The following is a 24,161-nucleotide window of genomic DNA, read 5'->3' on the forward strand; positions in this document are numbered from 1 at the left end:
TGAACGTTACTTGACGGTCGTGACCGGCGAGGTCAGCAGGGCGCGGGCGCGTTTGAGATCCTCCCACGCATCGCGCTTCCGATCGGGGCTGCGCAACAGGTACGACGGATGGAACGTCGGGATCAGCCGGGCCCCCTGAAAGTCGTAGATGCGGCCGCGCAGGCGCGAGATCGATTCCTCGCTGCGCAGCAGCGTCCTGGCGGCGAACGAGCCGAGCGCCACGATCACCTTGGGATTGATCGCGGCGATCTGCTGCAACAGGAACGGGGCGCACTCCGCGATCTCGTCGGGTTCGGGGTTCCGGTTGCCGGGCGGACGGCACTTGATCACGTTGGCGATGTAGACGTCCTCGCGCCGCAGGTTGATCGCCTCGATCATCTTCGTCAGGAGCTGCCCGGCGCGGCCGACGAACGGGATGCCCTGGATGTCCTCGTCGGCCCCCGGCGCCTCGCCGACGAACATCAGATCCGCGTCGGGATTGCCGACGCCGAAGACCACCTGCGTGCGACCGAGGGTGTGCAGCTTGCAGCGGGAGCAGTCGTCGCCGACCTCCGTGCGGACGGCCGCGAGGGCTTCGCCGGCGCTGCCGAAGACGCGGAGCGGCGCGGCGGCGTCCGACGTCCCGGATCCGGCGTCGGGCGTCCGGGCGTGATCAGCGGCGTCGGGGCGTCCAGACCAGCGGGGATCACTGCTCACGCCGGTGGCACCCAGCTCCGTGAAGAAACGCAGGTGCTCTGCGAGTTGCCGCGTGTCGCTCATCGAGTTTCGGATGCCGGCCTGCCGACGCCGGTCGCCGGGCGCCGGGCGCCGGACAGCATCTGCTCGACGCGATCCAGGATGCTCGCCGCCAGCACCGCTTTCGCCTGCAGCGGCGTCTCCGTTTCACCATCGGCGGCGATCAGCCAGGCGGCGTTCGTCTCGACGTCGAACCCCGCGCCTTCGCGCGAGACGTCGTTCGCGACGATCAGATCGACCTGCTTGGAGGCGAGCTTCTGCCGGGCGCGCGGCCGCGGATCCCCGGTCTCGGCGGCGAAGCCGACGAGCACCGGCGTGCGCGCGGCGCCGCGGGCGCGCCCCAGTTCGGCGAGGATATCGGGGGTCCGCACCAGCGTCAGCGTCATCGGGCCGTCGGTCTTGACGATCTTGCCGGCGGTGGCGCCTCCCTCGGGCATGTAATCGGCGACCGCCGCAGACATGACGACCGCGTCGGCTCCTTGCGCGTGCCGGGTCACGGCGGCCGCCATCTCGAGGGCGCTGCGCACCCGTTCGACCTGCGCGCCGGCCGGCGGATCGAGCTTCGTCGGTCCGGTCACCAGCACCACGTGCGCGCCGCGCCGCGAGGCCTCGGCGGCGATCGCGTACCCCATGCGGCCGCTGGAGCGATTGCCGATGTAGCGGACCGGATCGATGTCCTCGTAGGTCGGCCCGGCGGACACGACAATGCGGCGCCCGAGCAGCGATCCGGCGGGCTTCAGCATCTGCTCGGCGGCCTCGACGATGGCCTCCGGCGCCGCCAGCCGCCCCTTCCCGATCCACCCGCAGGCGAGAAACCCTTCGCCGGGATCGACGAAGCGAACGCCGCGCGACGCCAGCGTCTGCAGGTTCCGCTGCACCGCCGGGTGCTCGAGCATGTTGGTGTTCATCGCCGGGGCGAGCAGCACCGGCGCCCGGGTGGCGAGATAGAGCGAGGTGAGGAAATCGTCGGCGATGCCGTTGGCCAGCTTGCCGATCGTGTTCGCCGTCGCCGGCGCCACCAGCAGGAGCCCGATGTCGGTCGCCAGGGCGATGTGCTCGATGCTGGCGTTGGCGCCGCGGGCGTACTGATCGGTGATCACGGCGCGCCGCGTGATCGCCTCGAAGGTGACCTCGCCGACGAACTTGCGCGCCGAGCGGGTCATGATCGCGACGACGTCGTGGCCGCGCTTCTGCAGCCCGCGCGCGACTTCGACGGCCTTGTAGGCGCCGATTCCGCCGGTGACGCCGAGCGCGATCAACATGCCGATCAGTCCTCGGCCGGCTGGACCTTCTCGACCTTTCCGAGCTTGACTTCCTTCATCGCGAGGCGCGCCTTCTTGTCGCTGCCCTCGACGCGCGGCGTGCACCCGCGCTGCAGCTGCTTCGCCCGCTCACCCGCCACCACGACGAACTCGAACTTGTTCACTCTGGATCCTTTCCACTGACCGCAAAAGACGCGGCAATCTGCGCGACCGCGGGGGCCATCACCCGCGACCGCGACCGCTCCGCGAGGACGATGGCGCGGAGGCGATCGACGCAACTCTCCAACTGATCGTTCACGATGACGTATTCGTACTCGGCGACGGCGCGCACCTCGCGGCGGGCCGTCGCCAGCCGCTTCCGGATCGCCTCTTCCGAGTCCTTGCTGCGTCCCCGCAGCCGCTGCTCGAGCGCGTCGAACGACGGCGGCAGCACGAACACGCCGATCGTCTGCGCCCCGCGCGAGCGCACCTGCCGCGCCCCCTGCACGTCGATCACGAGCACGAGGTCGCGCCCCCCCGCCAGCTCCTGTTCGGCATCGTCCCGGCAGGTACCGTAGAGGTTGCCGAAGACGTCCGCCCACTCGAGGAAGGCGTCTTCCGCGATCATCGCCTCGAACCGTGGGCGTGTAATGAAATTATAGTCCACCCCGTCCGCTTCCCCTGCACGCATCGCCCGCGAGGTGTAGGAGCGCGACAGGGCCAGGTCCGGGACGACCTGCACCAACCGTTCGACCACCGTCGTCTTGCCGGTCCCCGACGGGGCCGAGACGACGAACAGCAGCCCCCGCCGGCTACTCGACATTCTGGACCTGCTCCCGCATCTTCTCCAGCTCGGCCTTGAGCGCCACGACCAGCTCCGTGACGCCCAGCCCTTCCGCCTTGGACCCGAGGGTGTTCACTTCCCGGTTCATCTCCTGGAGCAGGAAATCGAGCTTGCGTCCGCACGGCTCCGGCGCGTCGCTGAGCCCGCGCCAGTGCTCGAGGTGGGCGCGAAAGCGCACCGTCTCTTCCGTGATGTCCGACCGGTTGGCGAACCGCACGATCTCCTGCGCGATCGCCGCGGCGTCCACCGCCGCGTCCGCCTGCAGCTCCTTCACCCGATCGGCGAGACGCGCGCGCAGCGTTCCGGCGCCCGCCTCCGCGGCGGCGGCCGCACGCTCGAACATCTCGCCCAGCAGCACCCGCCGCGCGTCGAGATCGCCGCGCAGCAGCAGGCCCTCACTGGCGCGCATGACGTTCAATTGATCCAGCGCGCGGCCGAGCGCCGACTCGACGTCGGCGAACACTTCGGGGGCGGCCGACTCCTTGGCTTCCGTGACCGTGATCGCCTGCGGGAAGCGCAGCAGATCGCCCGGCGTCAGCGGGCCGGCGACCAGGCCCCGCTCCCGGGCGCGCTCGAGCGCCGCCGAGAGGCTTTCGACGACGCCGTCGTTCACTTCGACGGCGATCGCGGCCGTGGTGAAACGCCCCTGCGCCGCAACGGTGGCTTCGATGCGTCCGCGCGCGACCTTCTGCTGCACGATCGCACGGAGCCGCGACTCGATCGGCGCGAGCGTGGACGGCAGGCGCAGCTGCAGGTCGAGGAAGCGGTGATTCACGCCCTTGACGGTGACGGTGACGGTCGCGGCGGCTCCCTCGTGCGTCAGCGAGGCGAACCCGGTCATGGATCGGATCATGATGGTCTGTGCGGACCGACGGCCGCCGCCGGCGGCTGCGGCTCGCGGCCGAAGATCTGCAGCGCGTAGAGCTTGGCGTAGACGCCGGCGGGCCGCGCCAGCAGCTCCTCGTGCCTGCCGATCTCGGCGACGCGCCCGCGCTCGAGCGCGACGATCGCGTCCGCGCGGCGGACCGTCGAGAGCCGGTGGGCGATGACGAACGCGGTGCGGTTGCGCATCAGATTGGCCAGCGCATCCTGCACCAGCAGCTCCGACTGCGCGTCCAGCGACGACGTCGCTTCGTCCAGAATGAGGATCGGCGAGTCCTTCAGGATCGCGCGCGCGATTGCCAGGCGCTGCCGCTGCCCGCCGGAGAGGCGCTGCCCGCGCTCCCCGATCCGCGTCTCGTACTTGTTCGGCAGGTCCCGTACGATGAACTCGTGCGCGTGCGCGGCGCGTGCCGCTTCCTCGATCGCCGCCTGGCTCGTGCCCGGCAGTCCGTAGGCAATGTTGTTGGCGACCGTGTCGTCGAAGAGCACCGTCTCCTGCGTGACGATCCCGATCTGCCGGCGCAGCGACGCCAGCGTGACATCGCGGATGTCGACGCCGTCGATCAGGATCGCGCCGCCGGTCACGTCGTAGAAGCGCGGCAGCAGGTTCACCAGCGTGGTCTTGCCGGCGCCGCTCAGCCCCACCAGCGCGATCACCTGCCCCGCCTTGGCCGAGAACGACACGTTCTTCAACACCGTCTTTCCCGCCCCGTCGTCATACGCGAAGCTGACGTCGCGGAACTCGATGCCGCGCGCGAGCGGCGCGAGCGGCTTCGCGCCGGGACGCTCGCGGACCTCGGAATGGGTGTCGAGGACCTCGAAGATGCGGGTGGCCGCGGCAAGCGCCTGCTGCAGATTGGCGTTGACGCGGCTGAGGCGCTTCACCGGCGTGTAGAGCATGAAGGCGGCGAAGATGAACGCCAGGAACGCCCCCGCCGTCATCCCGGCAGCGATGCGGCGCTGCCCGTACCACAGCAGCGCGACGATCGCGACGCCGCCGAGGAACTCCATGATCGGCGGAAGGATCGAGACCGTGCTCACCACCTTCAGGTTCGTGCGGTAGAGCCGATGCGAGGCCGCGCCAAAGCGCTGCGCTTCGTGCGCCTCGGCGCCGAACGCCTTCACGATGCGATGCCCGGTGAACGCTTCGGCCGTGAGATGCGACAGATGCTCGAGCTCTTCCTGGCTGCGGCGCGTCGATCGGCGGACGCGCTGGCCGAGGCGGACGAGCGGATACAGCACCAGGGGGGCGCCGGTCATCGTCACGAGCGTGAGTTTCCAGTCCCACCAGAACATCAGCGCGATCCAGCCGACGGCCGAGAGCCCCTCGCGGATCAGATCGCCGATCGTCTCGGACACGGCCTGCTGCACCTGCGTCACGTCGCTGGTGATGCGCGACATCAGCTGGCCGGTGGTGCGGCGGCTGAAGAAGGCGGCGGATTGATCGAGGATGTGCCGGAACAGCTGGTTGCGGATGTCCCGGACGACGCGCTGGCCGACGTCGGTCATCAGGTAGGTGGAGAAGTACGATCCCAGCCCCTTGGCCACATAGGCGCCGATGACCAGCGCGGCCCACATCGAGAACGGCACGTCCGTGGTGCCGGGCAGCACCTGATCGATGATCGGCTTGACCAGATAGCCGACGTACGCCGACGCCGCCGCGTAGACGAGCATCGCGCCGACGGCCAGGCTGAATCGCCCGCGGTACGGCCGCGAAAACGCGAGGAGCCGCCGCAAGGGTTCCCGGGTCAACGGCGCGTGGTCCCCGCTGGCCGCTCTCCGCTGGCCGCTCCCCGCTCCCCGTTCCCCGGTGCCCGGTCGCCGACGCCCGATCCCCGATCACCGTATCCGTTCGGGTGCTTGTCGCGCCACCGGTAGGCGGTTTCGACGATGACGTCAATGGCTTCGTAGCGGGGCGCCCACCCCAGTTCCTGGCGAATCTTCCCGCTCGACGCGAACAGCACGGCGGGGTCGCCGGGGCGGCGCGGCCCGGTCTTGTCGGGCAGCCTGCGCCCGGTCACGCGCTCGACGCTGTTCACGACTTCGCGGACAGACACCGGTTTACCGTTGCCGAGATTGTACGCCGTCGACCGCGCGCCGGCGCGAAGAGAATCGAGCGCCAGCAGATGCGCCGCCGCGAGGTCCGTCACGTGGACGTAGTCCCGCAGGCAGGTCCCGTCGGGCGTGTCGTAATCCACGCCGTAGATCGCGAAGTCCGCCCGCCCCAGCGCCGCGTCGATGGCGCGGGGGATCACGTGGAACTCGGGGTCGTGGTCCTCGCCGAGCGCCCCGTCGGGATCCGCGCCGGCGGCGTTGAAATAGCGCAGGACCACCGAGCGGATGCCGTAGGCGCGCTCGAAGTGCGGCAGCGCGCGCTCGATGGCGAGCTTGCTCTCGCCGTAGGCGTTGATCGGCTGCTGCGGATGCGATTCGTCAATCGGGGTCCGGATCGGATCGCCGAAGGTCGCCGCGGTGGACGAGAAGATGAAGTGCGCCACGCCGCACTCCGCGGCCGCGCGCAGGACCGAGATGGCGCCGCCGACGTTGTTCTCGTAGTAGCCGGCCGGGTCGCGCACCGAGTCGGACACCGAGAGCCAGGCGGCGAAGTGCATGACCGCCTCGACGCCGTGCGCCTGCATCACCTCGCGCAGCCGCGCGGTGTCGCCGATCCGGCCCTGCTCGAGCGGCGCGCCCGCCGCCTTTGCCGCACGCCGGTGGCCGGCGCTGAGGTCGTCGTAAATCACCACATCGGACCCGGCGGCGCGGAGCGCCTTCACCGTGTGGCTGCCGATGTACCCCGCGCCCCCGGTGACGAGGACGCTCACCGCCGCCCCATCGAGTAGTAGGCGAAGCCCAGCCCGCGCAGGTGCTCGGGGTTGTAGATGTTGCGGCCGTCGAAGATCACCGGCGTCTTCAGCAGCTTCTTGATGCGCGTCCAGTCCGGCTCCCGGAACTCGTGCCACTCGGTGACGATGGCGAGCGCGTCGGCCCCCGCCAGCGCCTCGTAGCTCTTGTCCTTCACGTCGACCGCGCTGCCGAAGATCGTCCGCGCCACCTTGGCCGCTTCCGGATCGTACGCCGCGACGGACGCGCCGGCCTCGAGCAGCGATTTGATCAGCGGCACTGACGGCGCCTCGCGCATGTCGTCGGTCTTCGGCTTGAACGCGAGGCCCCACACCGCGATCCGCTTCCCCCTGAGCGAGCCGAAGTGCTGCTTCATCTTGCCGAGCAGCCGGACCTTCTGCCGCTCGTTCACGTTCTCGACCGCCTGCAGGATCTCGAACTGGTAATTCTTGGACGAGGCGAACTTCATCATCGCCTTGACGTCCTTGGGGAAGCAGCTGCCGCCGTAGCCGACGCCCGGGAACAGGAACGCCGGACCGATCCGGCGATCCGAGGCCACCGCGCGCCGCACCTGATCCACGTCCGCGCCGACCACCTCGCAGACGTTCGCGACCTCGTTCATGAACGAGATGCGGGTCGCCAGCATGGCGTTCGCCGCGTACTTGCACAGCTCGGCGCTGGCGCAGTCCATCATCATGATCGGCGCCCCGGTGCGGGTGAACGGCGCGTACAGCTCCTTCATGATCTCTGCCGCGCGCTGATCCTCGGCGCCGATGACCACGCGGTCAGGCTTCATGAAGTCCTCGATCGCCGCCCCCTGCTTCAGGAACTCGGGGTTGCTGACGACGCTGAAGGGATGCGAGGTTTCCTTGCGAATCGTCTCGCGCACCTTCTCGCTGGTGCCGACCGGCACGGTGCTCTTGTCGACGATGACCTTGTAGCCGTTCATCGCCTTGCCGATCTGCCGCGCCACTTCGAGGACGTGGCGGAGATCGGCCGAGCCGTCTTCGCCGGTGGGCGTGCCGACGGCAATGAAGACAATCTGCGAGCTGCGCACCCCTTTGCCCAGGTCGGTGGTGAACAGCAGGCGCTTCTCGGCGCGGTTGCGGCGGACCAGCTCCTCGAGGCCGGGCTCGTAGATCGGGATGCGGCCGCGCTGGAGCGCGCGCACCTTCGCCGAATCCTTGTCGACGCACACCACGTCGTTCCCGTTTTCGGCGAGGCAGGCGCCCGCCACCAGCCCCACGTAGCCCGTGCCGATCACCGCGATTTTCATAAACCCGTAACGCTAACACGATTTCAAGAATGACGTCAATTAATAGAGGCATAAGGAGTTGGCGCCACAACAGGTTGTGCTACCATGGCCGCGACTTGCGGATCCTGCTCGACTATCGGCCCGCGCTCCGCGAGCGGACCGGCGTGGGAGAGTACGCGCACGAGCTCGCCGCCGCGCTCGCCCGCCGCTTGCAGCCGCCCGACGCGCTCACGCTGTTCTCGAGCTCGTGGAAAGACCGGCTGGCCCCCGCCCGGGTCGCCGGGGCCGCACAGGTTGACGTCCGCGTGCCGGTCGGCGTGCTCAACGCCGCGTGGCACAGGCTCGGTTGGCCGCCGGTCGAACTCTTTGCCGGGGCGATCGACATCGCGCACTCCATGCATCCCCTGCTCATGCCAGCCCGCCGTGCCCGCCAGGTAATCACGGTGCACGATCTCGACTTTCTCGATCACCCGGAGCGCACCCGAGGCGAGATCCGCCGCGATTACGCGGCGCTCGCCCCCGCCCACGCCGCGCGCGCCGATCTCGTCGTCACCGTCTCGCAGTTCACCGCGGGGGAAGTGCAGCGGCGTCTCGGCGTGCCGCGCGAGAAGATCGCCGTCTGCTCGCCGGGCGCACCGGCCTGGGCGGCGCGGCCGGATCGGCGGCCCGCCGGCCCGATTCTCTTCATGGGCACGCTCGAGCCGCGAAAGAATGTCGGCGTGCTGCTCGCCGCCTACGCCGGCCTGCTGCGGGGCCGCACGAACGATGCCGAAGCCCGCCGGCCCGTCCCCGAGTTGTGGCTGGCGGGAGGCGCGACGCCGGCGGCAGCCGACTGGCTGCGCGCCATCGAGCAACCGCCGTTAGCCGGGCACGTCAAACAGCTCGGGTACGTCGAGAGTCAGCGGCGCTACGACCTGTACACGCAGGCGTCCATGCTGGTGCTGCCGTCGCATCTCGAGGGCTTCGGCATCCCGGCGCTCGAGGCGATGACCGCCGGCGTCCCCGTCATCGTCAGCAATCGTGGGGCGCTGCCGGAGGTCACCGGCGGCGCGGCGCAGGTGATCGAGCCCGACGACGTCGAGGGCCTGGCGAGGGCGATGGAACGGTACCTGGATGACGCGGAGGGGGCGGCGACGAGCGCGGCGCGGAATGGAGTCCTCCGCGCGCGACAGTATTCCTGGGACGCGAGCGCCGCCGGGCTGCTCGCCCGCTATCGCGAGCTCGCATGAGCGACACCCCACTGACGATCGGCATCGACGCCCGCGAGCTGCTCGGCGAACCGACCGGAGTCGGCCGATACCTCGGCGAGCTCCTGCGCCGCTGGATCGTGCGCCCGGACGCGGCGTCGCGCCACTTCGTGCTGTACACGCCGGAGCCGCTGCCGTTCGTGGCGGCCGCCCCCGCGGGATCCAACCTTCGAGAGGTCGTGGCCGGATCGGGCCGGGGCACGTGGTGGGAACAGACGCATCTGCGCCGCGCGGTCCGCTCGGCGCCGCCGGACGTGTTCTTCGCCGGCGCCTACACCGCGCCGCTGGCGCTCGGCGTGCCGCTGGCGGTGACCATCCACGACGTGTCGTTCGCGGCGCATCCGGAGTGGTTCCGTCCGCGCGAAGGCGCCCGCCGGCGGCTGCTCACCCGCCAGGCCGCGCGCGCCGCGGAGATCGTCTTCACCGACTCACTCTTCTCGCGCGGCGAGATCCTCGAACGGCTCGGGGTGCCGGCGGAGCGCGTCAAGGTGATTCCGCCCGGCGTGACGCTCCGCTCGCCTACCGACGCGCCGCGCGAGCCGCTGGTCCTGTTCGCCGGGACGATCCTCAACCGCCGCCGGCTGCCGGCGACGATCACCGCGTTCGCGGCGGCGACGGCGACGCGGCCCGAAGCGCAGCTCGTCATCGCCGGGGCGGACCGCAGCTACCCGGCGCTCGACCTCGCGGCGCTCGCCGCGGCTGCCGGTGTCGGCAAGCGGGTGGAGATCCGCGATTACGTCCCGGAGCCCGAGCTCGACGCGCTCTACGCGCGCGCCTCGGTGTTCGTGTTTCTCTCCGAGTACGAAGGGTTCGGCCTGACGCCGCTGGAGGCGCTCTCGGCCGGCGTGCCGATCGTCGTGCTCGACACCCCGGTGGCGCGCGAAGTGTACGGCGACGCCGCCTGGTACGTGCCGCGGGACGCGGACGTCCGCGCCGCCACGCAGGCGATCCGCACGCTGCTCGAGGACGAAGCCAGCCGCGCGCGGCTGCTCGCGTCGGCTCCGGCGGTGCTCGCGCGATACTCGTGGGACACCGCCGCCGCCGAGACGCTCGCCGGGATCGAAGGAGCGGCGAGGCCGTGATGCTGTCGATCGTAATCGTGAGCTTCAACGCGCGCGCCGACCTGGTGAACTGTCTGCTGTCGCTGAAGACGCATCCGCCCGCCATGCCGCACGAGATCATCGTGGTCGACAACGCCTCGACCGACGACAGTGTGGCGGCGGCGCAGAAGGTTCCGGGCGTTCATGTCATCGAAATGGGACGCAACGCCGGATTCGCGGCGGCCAACAACGCCGGCATCGCGGTCAGCCGCGGCGACCTGCTGCTGTTGTTGAACAGCGACACCCTGGTGCCGGCCGGCGCGCTCGACGCGCTGACGGCGAGGCTGGGGGCGATGCCGGCCGCGGCCATCGCCGGCCCGCGCCTGATCGACGCCGAGGGGCGCCCGGAGCTGTCGTTCGGCCGGATGATCTCGCCGCTCAACGAGCTGTGGCAGCAGCGGCGGAGCGAGGCCTGGATCGCGCGGGAAACCGGGCGCGAGCAGTTCGTCGACTGGGTTTCCGGCGCGTGCCTGCTGGTCCGGCGCCAGGATGCGGTGCGCGCCGGGCTCCTCGACGAGCGGTTCTTCCTCTATACCGAGGACGTCGACTTCTGTCATGCGGTCAGATTCCTCGGCCGCAAGGTATTGTTTACACCTGTGGCGACCATCACCCACCTGCGCGGCCGTTCGCGATCGACCCGCCCCGAGGCGAGCCAGCGCGCCTACCGCCAGAGCCACGTCGCCTTCTATGAGAAACATCATCCGCTTTGGGCACCGCTGCTGAAGCTGTACCTCCGCCTCCGCGGCGAACCTCTCCCCGGCCGGGAGCGGCACGCGGACAGCGGCAAGCGCCCGGCGGGCGGCTGACATGCGCATCGCCATCGACGCCCGCAAGCTTCGTGATTACGGCATCGGCACCTACGTGCGCAACCTGCTGCGTCAGCTCGGACGCCAGCCGGACGCGCACGAGTACGTCGTGCTCTGCCGCGAGGCGGACTGCGAGATCGTCGAAGAATCGGGACCGCGCTTCCGCGCCGTGGTCGAAACCGCCGGCGCCTACTCGGTGGCCGAGCAGTTCGCGATCCCGCTGGACCTTCGCCGCGAGGCGGTGGACCTGTTCCACGCGCCCCATTACGTGCTGCCGCCGCTGGCGCCGTGCCGTTCGGTGGTCACGATTCACGACTGCATTCACCTGCGCTTTCCGCAGTACCTGCCGAGCCGGCTCGGCTATGCCTACGCGCGCGGGCAGATGTGGGCGGCGACGCACAAGGCGGCCCGCGTGATCACCGTGTCGGAGGCGTCGAAGCGCGACATCCTGCGGTACTTCCGCGTGCCGGAATCGCGGATCGACGTGATCTACAACGCCATCGACGAACGGTTCTGGCTCGAGCCGGACGTCGAGGAGGTCAGGCGCGTCCGCGACCGCTATCGCCTGACCGATCCGTTCGTGCTGTACGCGGGCAACATCAAGCCGCACAAGAACCTGGAGCGACTGATCGAGGCGTTCCACCTGATGCGGCAGGGCGATCCGAACCTGAAGGACGTCCAGCTGCTGATCATCGGCGACGAGATCTCGAAGTACGCGACGCTGCGCCGGGCGGTGCACAGCCACAAGCTCCACAAGCACGTGCGCTTCTTCGGTTTCGTGTCGGACCAGACGCTGGCGGCGCTTTACCGTCTCGCCGACGTGTTCGTCTTCCCTTCCCTGTACGAAGGGTTCGGGCTGCCGCCGCTGGAAGCGATGGCCAGCGGCACACCGGTCATCACCTCCAACGTTTCCTCGCTGCCCGAGGTCGTCGGCGACGCCGCGCTGATGATCGACCCCTACGATCCGGCCGCGATCGCCGACGCGATGGCGCGAGTCCTGACCGACACCGATCTGCGCGTGGACCTGCAGGGGCGCGGCTTCGCCAGGGCGCGCGACTTCTCCTGGGAGCGCTCGATCCGCCGGGTGCGGGAGATCTACGAAGAGGTCATGCAGTGACGCCGGCGGACGCCGGACCACGGCGCGTCGCCCTGGTGCACGACTGGCTCACCGGGATGCGGGGCGGCGAGAAGGTTCTCGAGGCGATCGCCGAGCTGTATCCCGCCGCCGCCATCCACTCGCTGCTCCACGTCCACGGATCCGTCTCGCCGCTGCTCGAGCGTCGGTCGAAGCGCCGCTCGTTCGTGCAGTGGCTGCCGGGGGCGGCGCGACATTACCGCAATTACCTGCCGCTCTTCCCCACCGCGATCGAGCAGTTCGATTTCGACGATTGCGATTTGGTGATCAGCACGAGCCACTGCGCGGCGAAGTCGGTTGTCGTGCCGGGCCGCGCCCGACACATCTGTTATTGCCACTCGCCGATGCGCTACGCGTGGGATCAGTTCGATTCGTACTTCGGACCCGGCCAGGTCGGAGAGACGCGGTCGAAACTGTTGAGACCGGTGCTGGCGCGGCTGGCCCGGTGGGACCGCGACACGGCGGGCCGCGTGGACCGCTATGTGGCGAATTCTCATTATGTTGCGGGGAGAATCGGCCGATACTATAATCGCAGGTCGTCCGTTGTGCATCCGCCCATAGATACCGGCTTCTACACCCCCGACCCGGCGCGGGATCCCGAGCCGTTCTTCCTGGCCGTCTCGGCACTGGTTCCCTATAAACGGCTGGACATCGCGATTCGGGCAGCCGCCCGCATCGGAGGCGCTCTGACCATCGTCGGCCGCGGACCCGAGGAGTCCCGCCTGCGGGCCCTGGCCTCGTCGACCGGGGCGGCGGTGACCTTTTCAGGCTGGCTGCCGGATGTCGAGGTCCGGGAGCTGTACCGCCGCTCACGCGCGGTGTTGATGCCCGGCATCGAAGACTTCGGAATGGTCCCCGTAGAAGCGCAGGCGTGCGGACGCCCCGTCGTCGCCCTCGCCGAGGGAGGCGCGCTCGACAGCGTGGTGGACGGCGTCACCGGCATTCTGGTTCGGGAACCCAGCGTCGAGGCGTTCGCCGGCGCGATGAACGACGCCGGCGGGCGCCAGTTCGATCCGGTGGTCATTCGCCGGCACGCGGAGTCGTTCGGGAAGGAACGGTTCCAGACCCGGTTTGCCGAACTCGTCGACAGCGTGTGCGGCGGCGGTCCTGCCGCGCAGGACGCCGCAAGTCAGGCGCAGCGCCCCGGCAGTCCTGCTGCGCAGGACGCCGCAAGTCAGGTGCAGCGCCCCGGCAGCCCTGCCGCGCAGGACGCCGCAAGGTATGCGCAACGCGGCCGCAGTCCTGCCGCGCGGGACGCCGCAAGGTATGCGCAACGCCGCGGCAGTCCTGCCGCTCGCGAGAACAAACAATGATGCGAAGGTATAACCGGCTGCTGGTCGCCTTCTTCATCATCGGCGACCTGCTGCTCGGTGTGATCGCGTTCCTCACCGCCTACCTGCTGCGATTCGAGCTGCTCGACGGGCTCCTGCCGGTGGTCAAAGGGGTGCCGCCGTTCACGCAGTATCTCCGCATCGCGCCGTTCATCGGCGTGCTGGTGCCGATCGCCTTCCAGGTGCAGGGGCTGTATCGCCTGCGGCGCGGCCGATCGCGGGTGGACGATTTCTTCGGCGTCTTCGTCGGCACCATCCTCGCCGTCGTCCTCGGCCTCGGCGGCACGTTGTACTACCAGACGTATTACACGGCCGAGCCGGCGAAGGACGTCGGCCTCTACGAGGTCTCCCAGTTCGTCTGGCTGCTGTTCCTGACGCTGAACGTCGGGTTCGCGTACTCGTCGCGCGAGCTGGTGCGGGAAGCGCTGGAGCGCCGCTGGCGCGCCGGCATCGGGCTGAAGCGCGTGCTCATCGCCGGGGCCGGCGATCTCGGACGCGTGGTCGCGGACAAGGTCCTCGAGCACCGCGAGCTGGGCTTCAAGATCGTCGGCTTCATCGACGATCGTCCGGGGGACAACATCGGCTACCGCGGCATCCCGCTCATCGGCACCCTGTCGGAAGCGGACGACATCATCCGCCGCGAAGCGGTCGACCACGTCTACGTCGCGCTGCCGCTCGACGAGCACGTCAAGATGCTCTCCCTCGTCGAGGCGACCAACCGCGAAGGGGTCGACATCCACGTGGTCCCTGACCTGCTGCAATTCATCGCCCTGCGCGCGCGGCTGGAGAATCTCGACGGCGTCCCGATCATCAGCCTGAACGACGTGCCGCTGCGCGGCTTCAACAGCGTGCTGAAGCGCGCCATCGACATCGCCATTTCCGCGACCGCCCTGCTCTTCCTCGCGATTCCATTCGCGATCATCGCGGCGCTGATCAAGCGAGCCTCCCCCGGCCCGGTCTTCTACACCCAGGAGCGGATGGGGCTGGACGGCAAGGCCTTCACCGTTTACAAGTTCCGCTCGATGCACGTCGGCGCGGAGGATGACACCGGTCCGGTGTGGGCCCGCGACGACGATCCGCGCGCGACGAAGATCGGGCGGCTGCTCCGCCGCACCGACGTCGACGAACTGCCGCAGCTGTGGAACGTCCTGCGCGGCGACATGTCGATCGTCGGCCCGCGCCCGGAGCGCCCCTACTTCGTCGAGCAGTTCAAGCACCGCATCCCGCAGTACATGCTGCGCCACAAGGTCAAGGCCGGCATCACCGGCTGGGCGCAGGTCAACGGCTGGCGCGGCAACACGTCGCTCGAGAAGCGCATCGAATACGACCTGTATTACATCGAGAACTGGTCGGTGGCGCTCGACCTCAAGATCATGTGGCTCACGCTGGTGCGCGGGCTCCAGCGGCCGGCGTTCTGATCGGCCGCCAGTTGCCGGTCGCCAGTTTCCAGTAGCCAGTTGCCAGTTGCCAGTTGCCAGTAGCCAGTTGCCAGTTTTCAGCGATGCCTAGAGCCGTAATCACCGGGGCCGCCGGGTTCATCGGTTCCCACCTGTCCGAAGCGCTGCTCGACCGCGGATGGTCTGTCGTCGGCATCGACAACCTGCTCACCGGCAGCGTCGACAACATCGCGCATCTCGCCGGGCGGGACTTCATGTTCGTGAAGCACGACGTCACGAACTACATCTATGTCGACGGTCCCGTCGATCTGGTGCTGCACTGGGCGAGCCCGGCGAGTCCGATCGACTATCTCGAGCTGCCGATCCCGACGCTGAAGGTCGGCGCGCTCGGAACCCACAAGGCACTCGGCCTGGCCAAGGCCAAGCACGCGCGGTTCGTCATCGCCTCGACCTCCGAGGTCTACGGCGACCCGCTCGAGCATCCGCAGAAAGAAACCTACTGGGGGAACGTCAACCCGGTGGGCCCGCGCGGCGTCTACGACGAGGCCAAGCGCTTCGCCGAGGCGATGACCATGGCGTACCACCGGTATCACGGCCTGGACACGAAGATCGTGCGGATCTTCAACACCTACGGACCGCGGATGCGCCTGAACGACGGCCGCGCCGTGCCGGCGTTCATGAGCCAGGCGCTGCGCGGCGAAGACGTGACGATCTTCGGCTCCGGCAAGCAGACCCGGAGCTTCTGCTACGTCAGCGATCTGGTGGATGGCATCCTGCGGCTCGCCCAGTCGAACCTGAACGACCCCGTCAACATCGGCAACCCGCACGAGATGACGATCGAAGAGATCGCCCGGACGATCATCCGCATGACGGGGTCGAGCAGCAAACTGGTCTACCGTCCGCTGCCGGAGGACGATCCGAAAGTGCGGCAGCCGGACATCACCCGGGCCCGCACGCTGCTCGGCTGGGAGCCGAAGGTCGGGCTCGAAGAAGGGCTCGCCAGGACCTTGGAGTACTTCCGGGGAAAAGTGTAAGAAGATTTGGAAATCTGGAAATCTGGAAATTTGGAAATCTTGAACATTTCCAAATTCCCACATTTCCAAATTTCCAAATCTCTCAGGCGCTCTTCTTCTCGCCCTTGCGCAGCTTCTTGATCCCGCCCTCGATCCGCTCCGCCAGCGCGCGTTCGGTCTGAAGCGAGCGGAGCGTGCTCTGCGCTTCCTGGACGCGCTCGTTCAGGCGGGTCACGTTCTCCATCACGTGGTCGACGAAGGCCTTCTGCTCGCCGAGCGCCTCGAGATTGATGCGGACGTCCTCGAGCATGTTGGTGATGGTGTTCGTCTTGAGCTGGACGTCCTCCACCATGCGGCGCTGCGCCTCGATCTGCGCGAGGCGGGCTTCGGTCTCGCGGGCGGCGGCCAGCGCTTCATCGACCCGCTCGCGAAGCGACGCGACGTCGTTGCGGCGCGCCTCGACGTACTCGAGATCCGCCTTGCTGCGGGCGCTGACTTCGTGGACGCCGGCGACCTCCCGGCGAATCGCCTCGACGACCGCCTCGCGCCTGGCGATCTCCGCCAGCCTGGCGTCGATGCCGTCGGTGAGCTGCGCGGCTTCCGCGGCCCGCGCCTCGAACGCGGCAATGCGCTTCTCCGAGACCGCGAGCTGCGAGCGCCGCTGCTCGAGCGCCTTCGACGCCTCCTGGACCCGGGCGAGCTGCTGCTCCGCCGCCTCCATCTGCCCGGCGACGTCGCGCTGACGCCCCTGCAGCTGCGCCAGCTCCTGCAGCAGTTCGTTCTTCACCGCCGAGGACTGCGCGAGCTGGTCGGCGAGTCCCTGCACCTGCGCGAGGCGCTCGGCGGCGTCGCTCGCGGCGCTCCGGCTGGCGGTGAGAATCGCGGTGAGCCGCTTTTCCTGCTCGGCGACTTTCGATTCTTCCTGCTGCGCCGCCACGAACCGCTCGTACACGGTTTCGATCTCGCTCTTGAGCGCGGCGATTTCGCCGCCGAGGGGACCCACCTTGGTCTGAAGCGCGTTGACGGCGTCGAGCTTCTGCCGGGCGTCCATGACCGCGATCGCGACGCCCTCGATCTGGCTGCGCATCGACTCCAGCTCGTGGCCGCGCTCGATCTGCGCATCCAGCTTGCGGTCCACTTCCATGCTCAGGCCGCTCAGGCCGTCGAGGCGCTCCTCGATGCGCTGCACGAACTGCTGCTGGGCGGCGATGCGGCCCATCTGCCGCTCCAGGTCCTCCGCGATCGAGACGAGGTTCGCGGCCTTGTGGGTGCCTTCGTCGACCACGGTGAGCTTGCTGGTGACCGCGGCGATCCTGGCGTCGAGATCCGGGAGTCCGACGCTGAACGCGGTGATGCGGTCGAGGAACGACTCGAGCGACGCGCGGTCGGCGGCCAGCCGGTCGCGCAGCTGTGCGGCGGCGGCGTGCGAGACGTGGACCTCCTTCAGTTCCTGCCGCAGCGTCTCGAGATCCGCGCGGCTCTGCTCGAGTGCCTCGTACTGTGACGCAGTGCGGGCCGACAGCGCGTCGACCTGCGACAGCGACGCGTGCAGCCCGTCGAGCGCCGCCTGCTTGCGCAGCAGCTCGTCGGCGCTCGCGTCGATCGTCTCGAACTGCCTGGCGAGCTGATCGACGCGCTGCGCCACCGACGCGGCGAGCCGATCGCGCGCGCCCAGCGACTCCATCCCCTTCTCCGCGACGGTGACCGCGGCCTGCAGCGCCTTCACGCGCTGGTCGAACGCGTCGAAGGCCCGCCGCTCGAGCGACAGCTTTTCCATGTAGCTGCGCACGAAGTCGGTGAGCGATCCGCGCTCCTTCTCGAGCGTCTCGATCTCGGCGGCGAAGGCGTCGCGCGCCTTCATGCCTCCTTCGAGCTGCGCACCGACGTCCCGCGCGAGCTTCTCGACCCGCTCGATCATGTCCTCGGTGCGCGCCGCCTGCCGGGCTCCCTCGTTCAACTTGTTGATCTGGACTTCCATCGCCCAGACCATCTCGTTCAGCCGGTTGGCTTCGACGACGGCGCGCTCGACGGTGTGCTTCTGATTCTCCAGCGCCTTGATCTTCTGGCCGACGTGCTCGGCGAGGGCGTTCAGCGAGGCCATCCGCTCTTCCGTCGACTTGCTCATTTCTTGCAGCTGCGACAGCGAGCTGAGGCGCTTCTCCATCTCGCGCGCCAGCTCCACGGTGGCGTTGGTCTCCTCGTGCGTCTGGCGCGAGGTCTCGCGGATGCGGGCGTATTCCTGCGACAGGTCCGACGAGAGCGTCCGCAGCTCGTCGTAGTCCCCCTTCAGGTGCTCGGTCCGCTCGCTGGAGGATCTGATTTCCTGCTGCGCCTGACGCAGCTCGCCGCGGAGGGTATCGAGTCTCTGCTGGTCTTCCTTCAGCGCATCGAGGCTGGCGCGCGTCTCCGCCGCCTGGCCGGCCAGCGCCTCGAGCGTCTCCTTGTGCCGCTCCAGCCTCCCGTCCGGCGCGGTCAGCCGCCCCGTCTCCGCCTCCGCGCGGGTGACGGCGTCCGTCAGAGCCTGGATGCGGGCGTCGATGGCCTCGAGCTCGCCGGTCCGCCTGGCCGCCTGCTCCAGCCGCTCGCTCACCTCGTCGAGCCGCGCGTGCGCCTTGTCCGCCTTCTCGTCGACCTCCTGCAGCGACTTGCCCGCCGATGCGAGCTTCGCGCTCTGCATCTGCATCTGCGTGAGCATCGTGCTGAGCGCCGCCCGCTCCTCCCGGGACTGGGCGATGAGCGCCTGCAACTCGTCCGATTGCAGCCTGGTCGCACCAGTCTTCTTAAACGCGTCAAGCATGACGGAGTTCTCCCTGCGCTGGATTGTGTGGGGGGGCGGCCAAGAATAGCCCCTTCACGCTTTTATCGCAACCTCAGGAGTAAAGCTGTAGAGCGCCCGGCGAGACCGACGCGACGCCCCCCCGCGCCGTCAGTGCACCATGCGAAAGACCTGAAAGGCGTAATGCCCGGCCGAGATGAAAGTGATCGCCAGCGACGCGTAGATCAGCGCCTGGACCACCAGCGAAGGCTGCTCGAGGTAGTTGAAATACAACGCGGCCACGCCGGTCACGATGTAGAGCGCCGTGGCAACCTTGCCGTACATGGAGGGGCGGAAGGTGCGCGGCCCGATCGCCAGGTTGACCACCGCGACGGTAGCGACGATGGCGACGTCCCGCGAGATCACGAGGACGGTGAACCAGAGGGGCAGCCGGTTCGGCCCGCCGATGTCCGGAAGCGTCAGCATCACGAACATCGTGACCAGCAGCATCTTGTCCGCCATCGGATCGAGCCAGGCGCCGAGCACCGTCTTCTCCCCGGTCATCCGGGCGATCAAGCCGTCGAACAGGTCGGTCACGCCGGCCGCGAGGAAGGTCACGACCGCCCAGCCCCGGTAGCCGTACACGAGCAGGATCACGAATGCCGGGATGAGCAGCATCCGCATGAGGGTCAGCTGGTTGGCGGGCGTGAAGATCGGTCCGAGAGTGGCCATCGTTTCCGAGGGGCGTCGCCCTCCTTCATCGTCTTGCGAGCGCGGCGAGCCGGGTCACGGCCTCCACCGCCTCGGCGCCGGTGACGGGGCGCGACAGGTGAAATGCCTCCCCGTCCGCCGTGCTCAGCACCCCTGACGAAACGGCGCGCGCCACCGCCGGATACTGCAGATGGCCGGGTGAGACGTCCGCCAACTTCGGCCGCGGATCGCGCCAGCGCGCGGCGAGCCGGGGCTTCTCGAGCGCGATCAGCGCCAGCACGCGGCTGACCGCCTGCGCCAGGTCGCCGCGGCGGACGATCGCCGACGGCTGGAACGTGTGGTTGGAAAACGGCTCCATGACGCGGGCCCGGGCGACCGCCAGGATCCACGGCGCCGCCCAGCTGCCCCGGACGTCGGTCATGACGGCAACGTTGGCCGAGCGGGTGCCGCGCAGCAGCTCCTCGAGCCGGACGCCGAGCAGCGCGGCGAGCTGGGCGCGGGTGACGGTCTCGGACGTTTCGATCCCGCGGTATTCCGCCGGCAGCGCGTCGAACGCCGCCTTCTCGCGCATCGCCTCGATCTTCGCGCCGACGGCCTCGCCGGGTTCGACGGCATTCACGGCCGCATACGCGTCAGCCGCCCTGGCCCAGTCGCCGGCGGCCTCGCGCAGTTCGGCGATCAGCATCAGCGCCCGCACGTCCGCCGCATCGAGCGCCACTGCCTGCTCGGCGTGCACCAGCGCGGAGGCCGTGTCTCCCGACTTCCGCTCCACCACCGCGAGCTCGCGATACAGGAACGCGCTCTGCGGCGACGCGGCAATCGCCGCCAGGTATTCCCGCCGCGCGTCCTCCGTCTTGTTGGCGTCCGCGGCCTTGCGCGCGCTCTCGATGTGCTGCTGGACGTTGCGGAACTTGAGGACGTCGACGCGGCTGCGCAGGGACGTGAGCGCCGGGTCGGCGGCGAGCGCGGCCTCGAACGCCTCCAGCGCCGCATCGGCGCGGCCGGCGGCGAGCAGCGCCTCGCCGCGCCCGGCGAGCGCCGGCACGTAGGTCGGGTTCGCCTGCAGCGCCCGGTCGAAATGCGCGAGCGCCGATTGCGTGTCCTTTCGCGCCAGCGCCGCATAGCCAAGCCCCGCCGACGCGGGATAGAACCCGGGCGACTGTTTCAGCAGCGCGCTGAAGCTCCGGTCTGCGGTGCGGGGATCGCCCGCCTGCAAGGCCGCCCACGCGGCCTGATGGCTCTCCCACGTCTCCGGCGACCCCAGCGTGGACGGTCCGGCAGGATAGATGAAGTCGGCGAACCGCGGCGCTCCGGGGGCGGGCAGCGTTGCCGGCTTCTTCGCGCACGCGGCCAGCGCGAACAGGAGCACGAGCGCAACGGCGGCACGCCTGCGCATACGCCCCTAGGCTCGCGCCCGCCGCGGTACGAACTCGGCCGCGGCCTGCGCCGTCTCACGCTGGAAGCGAGCCAGCAGCCGTCGCGGCAGCTCGACTTCGATGACCACGCTCGTATCCGACGCGACATGCCGCAGAATGCGCCCGAAGCGGTACAGATCGCCGATGTGCGCGCGATCGGCGGGATTCTGCGGATCGAATTCGAACGTCACGGTCGTGGTGTCGAACGCGAGCTTCGTCTCCATCGCCGCGATCACCTCGTCGCGGCCGGCGCCGGTGAGCGCCGACACGCAGAGCGCGCGCGGATAGAGCGCCGCAATCCTCGCCTTCTCCCCGTCGTCGAGCTGGTCCGCCTTGTTGAAGACGTCGATGCAGGGGACGCGCTGCGCCCCCACTTCTGCGAGCACGGCGCTGACCGCCGCCATGCGCCGCTCGCGATCGGGAGCGGCGGCATCGATCACGTGCAGCAGCAGATCCGCCTCGGCGACCTCCTCGAGCGTGGCCCGGAACGCCGCCACCAGCGAGTGCGGCAGCCGATCGATGAACCCGACGGTGTCGGACACCAGCAGCTCGCGCCGATCCGGCAGCTTGACGCGGCGGACCAGCGGATCCAGCGTGACGAACAGCGCGTTCGACGCCACCGCGTTGTCGCCGGTGAGCGAGTTGAACAGCGTCGTCTTGCCGGCGTTCGTGTAGCCGACGAGCGCTACCGTCGGTACCGCCGCCTTGTGCCGGCGCTCGCGGAGCTGCGAGCGCCGCTGCCGCACCGCTTCGATCTCCTTCGCGATGACGCTGACGCGGTGGCGGATCCGCCGGCGGTCGGTCTCCAGCTTGGTTTCGCCGGGGCCCAGCGTGCCGATGCCGCCTCCCTGCCGGGACAGCGCGTCCGACGAGCCGACCAGGCGCGGCATCAGGTAGCGGAGCTGGGCCAGTTCCACCTGCAGCTTGCCTTCGCGCGTCCGCGCCCGGCGGGCAAAGATGTCGAGGATCAACTGGGTGCGGTCGATGACGCGGCGATCGATCGCATCCTCGACGTTGCGCAGCTGCGCCGGCGTCAGCTCGTTGTCGAAGATGACGACGTCGACGCGGGCCTCGGCCGCGGCCGCGGCCAGCATCTCGATCTTTCCTTTGCCGAGAAAGGTGGCGGGATCCGGTTTGGCGCGCTCCTGCTGGACGCGCAGCACGACCTCGGCGTTCGCCGCTTCGGCGAGGCCCGCCAGCTCCTCGAGCGCATGTTCGGGATCGAAGTGTCGCGGGGAATCCTTGAACAAACCGACGAGCGCGGCCCGCTCTTTCATGTGCGGCTCGTCCCATTACGCGGCCGCTTCGACGGCCGCTCGATTCCGCTCGCCTGTTGCCGCTGCATCAGCTCAATCTGTACTTCCGCGTCCGTCCGACCCCAGAGATCTTAGCACGCGGTCCCACGGCACCGCGCCGGCGCGGACCAGCGTCAGCGGCTCTGCCGATGCGTCGACGATGGTGGACGGCGGCCCGCCGGGAGCGGCGCCGGCGTCGAGCACGGCGTCCACCCCGGGCAGCGCCGCGGCGGCAGCATCGGCGTCCGAGACGGCCGGCGAACCCGAGCGGTTCGCGCTGGTCGCCGTGATGCAGAATCCGGCGGCACGGGCGAGCGCCACCGCGGCGGGATGGTCCGGCACGCGAATCCCGACAGTACGTCCGCCGGCGAGCGTCTCCGGCGCCAGCACCGCGCGCGCGGGAATCACGATCGTCAGCGGACCGGGCCACCAGCGCGCCGCCAGCCGTTCCGCCGCGGCGTTCATCTGCCCGGCGTCGCGCGCCTGGTCCACGTCGGCGGCGATCAAAGTGAACGCCGAGGTCTCCGGCCTCCCTTTCAACTGGAACAGCCGCCGTACGGCAGACGCATTTCGCGGATCCGCGGCGAGGCCATACAGCGTGTCGGTGGGATACGCCACCACGAATCCCTGCCGGATCAGGTCCGCGGCCCGCTGAATGGCCGCGTCCGCGTCGCGGCCGTCGCCGAGCGGCAGGATCAGCGGCATCACAGATTCTCCGGCACCGGCTCCTCGGCCGCCGGCCCCTTCGGCGCCCGATCCCCGTTGCCGCCCAGACGATGCACGGCGGCCGCCAGTGCTGCAAGTCCGATCACGTCGAGGCCGAACACGGCGCGGATTGACGTTCCGGCAAGAAACCCGCACACCACCGGACTGACCGCCAGGCCGATCAACGACGCCGTCGTCAGCAGGCCGAAACCCGTCCCGCGCACGTTTGCCGGGATCACCGCCGCGGCGGCGGTATAGGCGGCGGTCGTCGCCACGCCGATCGCCAGGCCGAAGACGGGAGTCGCGGCGAACAGCCAGCCGATGCCCCCGGCCACCGTATACGGGAGCGCGCCAATCGCCGCGACGCCGCACGACGCCGCAATCACCTGCGTGGCGCTGTAGCGCCGCAGCAGCCGCGCGCAGTAGTGATGGCCGATCGCGCCGGTGCCCGCCGCGATCGAAAACAGGACGCCCGACACGAACGGGATTCGCGCCGCGGGCGTGCCGAGCGCGCCGACGTGCAGCGGCAGCACCGGCCCGAAGCTCCGATCGACGAACTGCAGGCCGAAGATGACCACCGCCATCAGCACGAAGTTCTCGAACGCCAGCACGCTGCGGAACGTCACCGGACGCGCCGTCTCGTCCGCCGCGCCGGCGTCGTCTCTGGCGCGCGAGCCGGGCGGATCGGTGTACATGACGAACACCACCGCCAGCGCGACGAAATAGAACGCCGCGGCGACGAAGAACGCGTGCTGCAGGCCGACGAACGCGGCGATGGTCCCGCCGAAGACCGGCCCCATCGCCGGTCCGAGCCGCTGCGCGGTCTGCACCGTGCCGATCGCCTGCGCCATCCGTCCCTTCGGCGCCGAGTCGGCCGCCATCGTCAAAGTCAGGGCGCCGTAGCCGGCGAAGAATCCCTGGATCACGCGCAGCGCGAACACATGCCAGGGCTGGGTGACGAACGCCATCGCCGACATGACCACGACGAAGCTGGCGAGCGACCGCTCGACCATGATCTTGCGGCCGAAGCGGTCGGCGAGCCGGCCCCAGAACGGCGCCAGCATCGCGGTGAGCGCCGGCGTGACGCCGAGGCTCAGCCCCGACCACATCGCGACCCGGCCGACGTCGTGCACGCCGAGCTGATTGAAATAGAGCGGCAGGAAGGGCATCACCAGCGTGAAGCCCATGAAGCCGATGAACGAGGCGGAGGTCACCGCAAACAGGTTGCGGGCGTAGGTCATTGCAGATTGGCGAGTGTAGAGTGAAGATCGACGATTGGCGATTGGAGATTGGGGATCGACGGATTGACGATTGCGGAATCGACAGATCCAATCGCCAATCGCCAATCTGTCGATCGGCAATCCGTCAATCGGCAATCTGTCGATCGCCAATCACCAATCATCACTTGTCGATCGGCACTCTGCAATCGGCCATCGCCACTTCGCATCCG

Annotated in this window: 21 protein-coding genes; 7 read left to right on the forward strand and 14 right to left on the reverse strand. The window is 69.3% G+C overall.

Translation table 11 applies throughout. The features are described from left to right. Positions 1 to 6: 6 nt before the first annotated feature. From VFK57_13490 to VFK57_13525, 8 genes are read right to left on the reverse strand one after another with little or no spacing between them, the layout of a single operon-like run. Positions 7 to 696: a uracil-DNA glycosylase gene (locus VFK57_13490; protein ID HET7696720.1), complete on the reverse strand. Its 690-nt coding sequence runs from the start codon at positions 694 to 696 to the stop codon at positions 7 to 9. Positions 697 to 755: 59 nt separating this feature from the next. Further along, positions 756 to 1,997, reverse strand: a complete 1,242-nt coding sequence (gene coaBC, locus VFK57_13495; protein ID HET7696721.1) for a bifunctional phosphopantothenoylcysteine decarboxylase/phosphopantothenate--cysteine ligase CoaBC — start codon at positions 1,995 to 1,997, stop codon at positions 756 to 758. Between the two features lie 5 nt (positions 1,998 to 2,002). Next, entirely contained in the window at positions 2,003 to 2,161 is a 159-nt protein-coding gene (gene rpoZ / locus VFK57_13500; GenBank protein ID HET7696722.1) for a DNA-directed RNA polymerase subunit omega, read from the reverse strand. Beyond that, complete coding sequence (gene gmk / locus VFK57_13505; GenBank protein HET7696723.1) at positions 2,158 to 2,799, reverse strand: guanylate kinase; 642 nt, start codon at positions 2,797 to 2,799, stop codon at positions 2,158 to 2,160. The genes rpoZ and gmk overlap by 4 nt, the downstream gene beginning before the upstream one ends. Beyond that, positions 2,789 to 3,661, reverse strand: a complete 873-nt coding sequence (locus VFK57_13510) for a YicC/YloC family endoribonuclease (protein ID HET7696724.1) — start codon at positions 3,659 to 3,661, stop codon at positions 2,789 to 2,791. The genes gmk and VFK57_13510 overlap by 11 nt, the downstream gene beginning before the upstream one ends. 8 nt (positions 3,662 to 3,669) lie before the next feature. Further along, complete coding sequence (locus tag VFK57_13515) at positions 3,670 to 5,454, reverse strand: ABC transporter transmembrane domain-containing protein (protein ID HET7696725.1); 1,785 nt, start codon at positions 5,452 to 5,454, stop codon at positions 3,670 to 3,672. Then, the gene (gene galE, locus VFK57_13520) at positions 5,451 to 6,527 is read right to left on the reverse strand and encodes a UDP-glucose 4-epimerase GalE (protein HET7696726.1); all 1,077 of its coding nucleotides are present in this window, start codon (positions 6,525 to 6,527) and stop codon (positions 5,451 to 5,453) included. The genes VFK57_13515 and galE overlap by 4 nt, the downstream gene beginning before the upstream one ends. Further along, positions 6,524 to 7,822 carry a UDP-glucose/GDP-mannose dehydrogenase family protein gene (locus VFK57_13525; GenBank protein ID HET7696727.1) on the reverse strand — a complete coding sequence of 433 codons (1,299 nt, stop codon included), beginning with the start codon at positions 7,820 to 7,822 and terminating at the stop codon, positions 6,524 to 6,526. Before VFK57_13525 ends, galE begins: the two co-directional genes overlap by 4 nt. Before the next feature lie 95 nt (positions 7,823 to 7,917). Here VFK57_13525 and VFK57_13530 point away from each other — a divergent pair, with 95 nt between their 5' ends. From VFK57_13530 to VFK57_13560, 7 genes are all read left to right on the forward strand, one after another. Next, entirely contained in the window at positions 7,918 to 9,030 is a 1,113-nt protein-coding gene (locus VFK57_13530; protein ID HET7696728.1) for a glycosyltransferase family 1 protein, read from the forward strand. Next, positions 9,027 to 10,130, forward strand: coding sequence for a glycosyltransferase family 1 protein (locus tag VFK57_13535; protein HET7696729.1), 1,104 nt, complete (start codon positions 9,027 to 9,029; stop codon positions 10,128 to 10,130). Before VFK57_13530 ends, VFK57_13535 begins: the two co-directional genes overlap by 4 nt. Then, on the forward strand, positions 10,130 to 10,954 hold the full coding sequence (locus VFK57_13540; protein ID HET7696730.1) for a glycosyltransferase family 2 protein: 825 nt from the start codon (positions 10,130 to 10,132) through the stop codon (positions 10,952 to 10,954). The genes VFK57_13535 and VFK57_13540 overlap by 1 nt, the downstream gene beginning before the upstream one ends. A 1-nt stretch (position 10,955) precedes the next feature. Further along, positions 10,956 to 12,071, forward strand: coding sequence for a glycosyltransferase family 1 protein (locus tag VFK57_13545; protein HET7696731.1), 1,116 nt, complete (start codon positions 10,956 to 10,958; stop codon positions 12,069 to 12,071). A gap of 56 nt (positions 12,072 to 12,127) precedes the next feature. Beyond that, on the forward strand, positions 12,128 to 13,402 hold the full coding sequence (locus VFK57_13550; GenBank protein ID HET7696732.1) for a glycosyltransferase: 1,275 nt from the start codon (positions 12,128 to 12,130) through the stop codon (positions 13,400 to 13,402). After that, the gene (locus tag VFK57_13555) at positions 13,402 to 14,838 is read left to right on the forward strand and encodes an undecaprenyl-phosphate glucose phosphotransferase (GenBank protein HET7696733.1); all 1,437 of its coding nucleotides are present in this window, start codon (positions 13,402 to 13,404) and stop codon (positions 14,836 to 14,838) included. Before VFK57_13550 ends, VFK57_13555 begins: the two co-directional genes overlap by 1 nt. 83 nt (positions 14,839 to 14,921) lie before the next feature. Further along, on the forward strand, positions 14,922 to 15,851 hold the full coding sequence (locus VFK57_13560) for a UDP-glucuronic acid decarboxylase family protein (GenBank protein ID HET7696734.1): 930 nt from the start codon (positions 14,922 to 14,924) through the stop codon (positions 15,849 to 15,851). Between the two features lie 82 nt (positions 15,852 to 15,933). Here VFK57_13560 and VFK57_13565 read toward each other — a convergent pair whose 3' ends face one another. The 6 genes from VFK57_13565 to VFK57_13590 all read right to left on the reverse strand — a co-directional run bounded on the left by VFK57_13565 (position 15,934) and on the right by VFK57_13590 (position 23,952). Further along, a complete protein-coding gene (locus tag VFK57_13565; protein ID HET7696735.1) occupies positions 15,934 to 18,627 on the reverse strand; it encodes a hypothetical protein in 2,694 nt (897 codons plus the stop codon). Positions 18,628 to 18,756: 129 nt separating this feature from the next. After that, a complete protein-coding gene (locus VFK57_13570; protein HET7696736.1) occupies positions 18,757 to 19,317 on the reverse strand; it encodes a CDP-alcohol phosphatidyltransferase family protein in 561 nt (186 codons plus the stop codon). A gap of 25 nt (positions 19,318 to 19,342) precedes the next feature. Further along, positions 19,343 to 20,692, reverse strand: coding sequence for a tetratricopeptide repeat protein (locus tag VFK57_13575; GenBank protein HET7696737.1), 1,350 nt, complete (start codon positions 20,690 to 20,692; stop codon positions 19,343 to 19,345). 6 nt (positions 20,693 to 20,698) lie between these two features. After that, entirely contained in the window at positions 20,699 to 21,988 is a 1,290-nt protein-coding gene (hflX, locus tag VFK57_13580) for a GTPase HflX (GenBank protein ID HET7696738.1), read from the reverse strand. Positions 21,989 to 22,060: 72 nt separating this feature from the next. Beyond that, on the reverse strand, positions 22,061 to 22,711 hold the full coding sequence (locus VFK57_13585; protein HET7696739.1) for an L-threonylcarbamoyladenylate synthase: 651 nt from the start codon (positions 22,709 to 22,711) through the stop codon (positions 22,061 to 22,063). Continuing rightward, positions 22,711 to 23,952: an MFS transporter gene (locus VFK57_13590; protein HET7696740.1), complete on the reverse strand. Its 1,242-nt coding sequence runs from the start codon at positions 23,950 to 23,952 to the stop codon at positions 22,711 to 22,713. Before VFK57_13590 ends, VFK57_13585 begins: the two co-directional genes overlap by 1 nt. Positions 23,953 to 24,161 lie beyond the last annotated feature (209 nt).

It is taken from the genome of Vicinamibacterales bacterium (genome assembly GCA_035699745.1).
GTDB lineage: Bacteria > Acidobacteriota > Vicinamibacteria > Vicinamibacterales > 2-12-FULL-66-21 > JAICSD01.